General features: G+C 59.2%; 4 protein-coding genes. All 4 read left to right on the top strand.

Going from position 1 to position 3,758, the window contains the following annotated elements; all coding sequences use genetic code 11:
* The first annotated feature begins 213 nt into the window (after window positions 1-213).
* The 4 genes from VJR68_RS03015 (at window position 214) to VJR68_RS03030 (ending at window position 3,611) form a co-directional block, all read left to right on the top strand.
* Window positions 214-606 (top strand): hypothetical protein, encoded by a 393-nt coding sequence (locus VJR68_RS03015; RefSeq protein ID WP_324146069.1) that lies wholly within the window; start codon window positions 214-216, stop codon window positions 604-606.
* Between the two features lie 91 nt (window positions 607-697).
* Entirely contained in the window at window positions 698-1,285 is a 588-nt protein-coding gene (locus VJR68_RS03020) for a LemA family protein (protein ID WP_324146070.1), read from the top strand.
* Window positions 1,286-1,388: 103 nt separating this feature from the next.
* A complete protein-coding gene (locus VJR68_RS03025) occupies window positions 1,389-3,248 on the top strand; it encodes a M48 family metallopeptidase (protein WP_324146072.1) in 1,860 nt (619 codons plus the stop codon).
* A gap of 108 nt (window positions 3,249-3,356) precedes the next feature.
* Entirely contained in the window at window positions 3,357-3,611 is a 255-nt protein-coding gene (locus VJR68_RS03030) for a hypothetical protein (RefSeq protein ID WP_324146071.1), read from the top strand.
* Window positions 3,612-3,758 lie beyond the last annotated feature (147 nt).

The following is a 3,758-nucleotide window of genomic DNA, read 5'->3' on the forward strand; positions in this document are numbered from 1 at the left end:
TCCAGCGACACGTGCCCGACTCGATACCATCACTACGCTACGTTCTCAGCCTCGCGCTCGCAGCTAGCTTGCCGCGCTGTCCATGTTGCGGACGAGCACCCGTTCAGAACACCTCGTGAATTTATGACACAGTAAGATTAAACTCTATTTCTACATACTGCTGACTTGCGAAAGTTCATCCTGTAAGCCTCGTTCGACATCGGAGCAGGCGTCATGGTTGAGCATCGTTCATCCGATCTACGCAGCGGTAGTCATCGCCAAAAAAACGCGTATCGCCAGAATGCTGATGAAGCGCAGTTCGACGTCGCCACGCAAGCGATGAAGAAAGCAGGCGGCGCCGGCGGCATCAGCGGCACGGGACAGGCACTCCCGCATCACGGCTTTGGCGACGAAGACAACGAGCGCGAAGTGGTTGGCAATCCGGTGGGTGAGGAAGCAGCGCTGCGGATGCCTGAAAACGGAGACACGTATCAGGCAGGTGGCACCCATCTCAATCGGCTGCGCCAGCAAGAAACACGCAAGGCGCGTTTGTCCGGCAGTACGGTGGCAAGCGACCCGCGCGGCGGCCTCGATCCGGCGCCTGGTGCGCCGATAAAACGCGAATGATCTAGCGTTTTTGCCGGCACATTCTCCCTTGCAACCCCTATGCTATGCTCGTTTCGACGACGCGGGGCGGCGTCGCTAAGGGGGAATATCCATGGGTTTGTTCGTCTTTTTGGCGTTGATCGTGCTGGCCGTCGTGTATGTGGTGGCGCTCTACAACGGGCTGGTCACGGCGCGAAACGGTTATAAAAATGCGTTTGCGCAGATCGACGTGCAGCTGACGCGTCGGCATGACCTGATTCCGAATCTTGTCGAAACTGCCAAGGCTTATCTCGCGCACGAGCGCGGCACGCTGGAGGCCGTTATCCAGGCGCGCAACATGGCCGTGAAAGGCTTGGCCGATGCAAAGGAAAAGCCAGGTGATTCCGGTGCGATGGCGCAGCTTGCCGCCAGCGAAACGAGCTTGAATCAAAGCCTTGGCCGGCTGTTTGCCGTCAGCGAGGCGTATCCGGATTTGAAGGCCAACGAAACCATGGCGCAGCTTTCCGAGGAGCTGACCTCCACGGAGAATCGCGTTGCCTTCGCCAGGCAGGCGTATAACGATTCGGTGATGACGTACAACAATCGCTGCGAAATGTTTCCGAGCTCGTTCATCGCCAACAGCTTCAGCTTCACGCAAGCTCACCCGCTCCATATCGAAGATGCGGCCGTGCGCGAAGCGCCCAAAGTTTCTTTCGCTTGACCGAGCGGTATCGTCGGTAGGCATATAGCGTTCCTGACCTGGGGGCGGGATGGACTTCTTTGCGGAACAAGCGCGCGTACGGGAAAGCACCCGCGTGCTGGTCATGCTTTTTGCTGCGGCCGTACTCGCCATCGTGTTTGCCGTGGACATGCTGGTGGCGCTGGTGGTGGGACCTTGGGTGAAGATCTCGCACGCTTCGCTGCTGACCATCAGCACACTCGCCGTGCTTGGCCTGATTGCCGGCTGCGCGGCGTATCGCATCAGCAGTCTTTCAGCGGGCGGCAAGGCGGTCGCGGACGATGTGGGTGGCGAACCGGTGCCGCCGGATACGCAAGATCCGGCGTTGCGTCAATTGCGCAATGTCATTGAAGAAGTGGCGATCGCTTCCGGCACGCCCGTGCCCGATATCTATGTGTTACGGGGTGAGCCGGGCATCAATGCTTTCGCAGCGGGTTATTCACCTTCCGACGCTGCCATCTGCGTCACGCAAGGATGTCTGGATCATTTGACGCGTGATGAGCTGCAAGGCGTCATCGCGCACGAGTTCAGTCATGTGTTGAACGGCGACATGCGCCTCAATATTCGCTTGATGGGTTTGCTGTTCGGCATCATGGCGTTGTCGATCATCGGTCGGCAAATGACCTGGTCGCGAGGCAATACCGGTATCTGGGATAGCGATGACGATCGTAACCGATTGTCGGCCTGGTTCCTGGTTGGCATCGCATTGATGATCATCGGTTCGATCGGGCATTTCTTCGGTCGCTTGACCCAGGCAGCCGTGGCTCGATCGCGCGAAACGCTTGCCGATGCATCGGCCGTGCAATTCACCCGGCAGACCAGCGGCATTGCCGGTGCGCTGAAGAAGATCGCCGTGTTGGCGGAAGGTTCGCGTTTGCAAATCGCGAATCGCCATGAAATTGCGCACATGATGCTTGGCGACGTGGACCACTTCAACGCGTGGTTCGCTACGCATCCGCCGTTGATGGAACGTATTCGCCTGTTGGAACCTTATTTCCGCGAGCAGCAATTGGTGGAGCTGAAGGCAAAAGTCCAGGCGACTTCGGTTGATCATGAAGACACAACGCAGGCACCGCGCGAATTGCCGCCGTTGGAGTGGCCTGGTGGCCAGATGGTAGGCGCCGTGGTGGCGGCCACGCAGGTTGCGGCGCCGGCGGCCGCTGGCGTAGTGGAATCCGTGCCGCACGCCACGGTTTCAACACGGGAAACGTTCACCCGCTTGAGAGAGGCGGTCAGGCAGCCGGAATCCGCGATCGCCGTCGTGCTGGCGCTCGTCATGTCCAGGCATCCGGAGCTTCGCGCCAAACAGGCCAGGCTGGTCGCGAACGCTTTCGGTGACGATGTGCAATCGACGGCAAGCGAATTTGTGATCGAAGTGGAAGCATTGCCGCCCACCTCGCACATGCCGCTGTTGTCGCTGGCCTTTCCTGCGCTCAAGCAGTTGCCGCAAGGACGTCAGCAGACTTTGCTGGATGCGCTCGATGGCGTGGTCGGCATCGACCCGCAAGTGGGCTTGGATGATTACTGCCTGGTGCGATTGCTGCGCATGCATTTGCTGGAAGCCTGCAAGCCGCGCAGCGCTCCGGTTGATGGACAGAAGAAGTTGCCTGCATGCCGCGACAGCGCGGCACTCGTTTGCGCTGTCGTGGCCACTTATGGCGCCAACGACGATGCCGCTGCGCGTCGTGCATGGCTGTTGGCGATGAACCAGGCTTTTCCCGGTGCGGCTGCCGCATGGCAGACCTTGCCGCTGGATTGGCAGGCGCCTTTCGACCGTGCGTTGGATGACCTGGATCGCCTGTTACCTGCGGCGAAGGAGATCGTCATGCAGAGTTTGCTGAGTGCGATTCGCGCGGATGGCGTGGTGACATCTGCGGAGTCGGAGTTGCTGCGCGTGATCTGCGCGAGCCTGCATTGCCCCGTTCCCGCACAAATTGGCCTGTAGTTTGAGGTGAGGCAACGCCGAACCCCAACATGCCATGCATGTATCACGAGATGTCGGGGTTCGCGTTCCGCTCACTCCAACCTACGATGAGCGCCTTTATTGGAAAAAATGCGCCCGACCTACGCCGACGCCACCGCCGCCAATCGTGCGGAAGCGCGTTACATCGAAGGCATGTGGCGGCTGGCGCATATGAATATGGGCAACAACCAGGTTTGCCTGAAAGGCATGTCCACGCTTGATCGGCAGCTGGTCGATACATCCCAGCAAGGGGTGAAGACGATTGATCGCCAGGCTGACACGGTGTTCGAAGGATGGACTGCACACGTGACGGTGGGGTCGTTGCAGCAAGTGGGTAGTCCGTAGCTTGCAAAGCCGGATGACTCTCAAGCGCGCATCTTGATCATCGCGACCGACTATTCCCTCCCCTACTGACGCAGGGGAGGGAGCGGATCATTGCAAGCATTCAGATAAACGCCATTCAATGCGAATCCGATCTACAAAAAACCCCGC

The organism is Dyella sp., from assembly GCF_035277725.1.
Lineage (GTDB): Bacteria > Pseudomonadota > Gammaproteobacteria > Xanthomonadales > Rhodanobacteraceae > Dyella_B.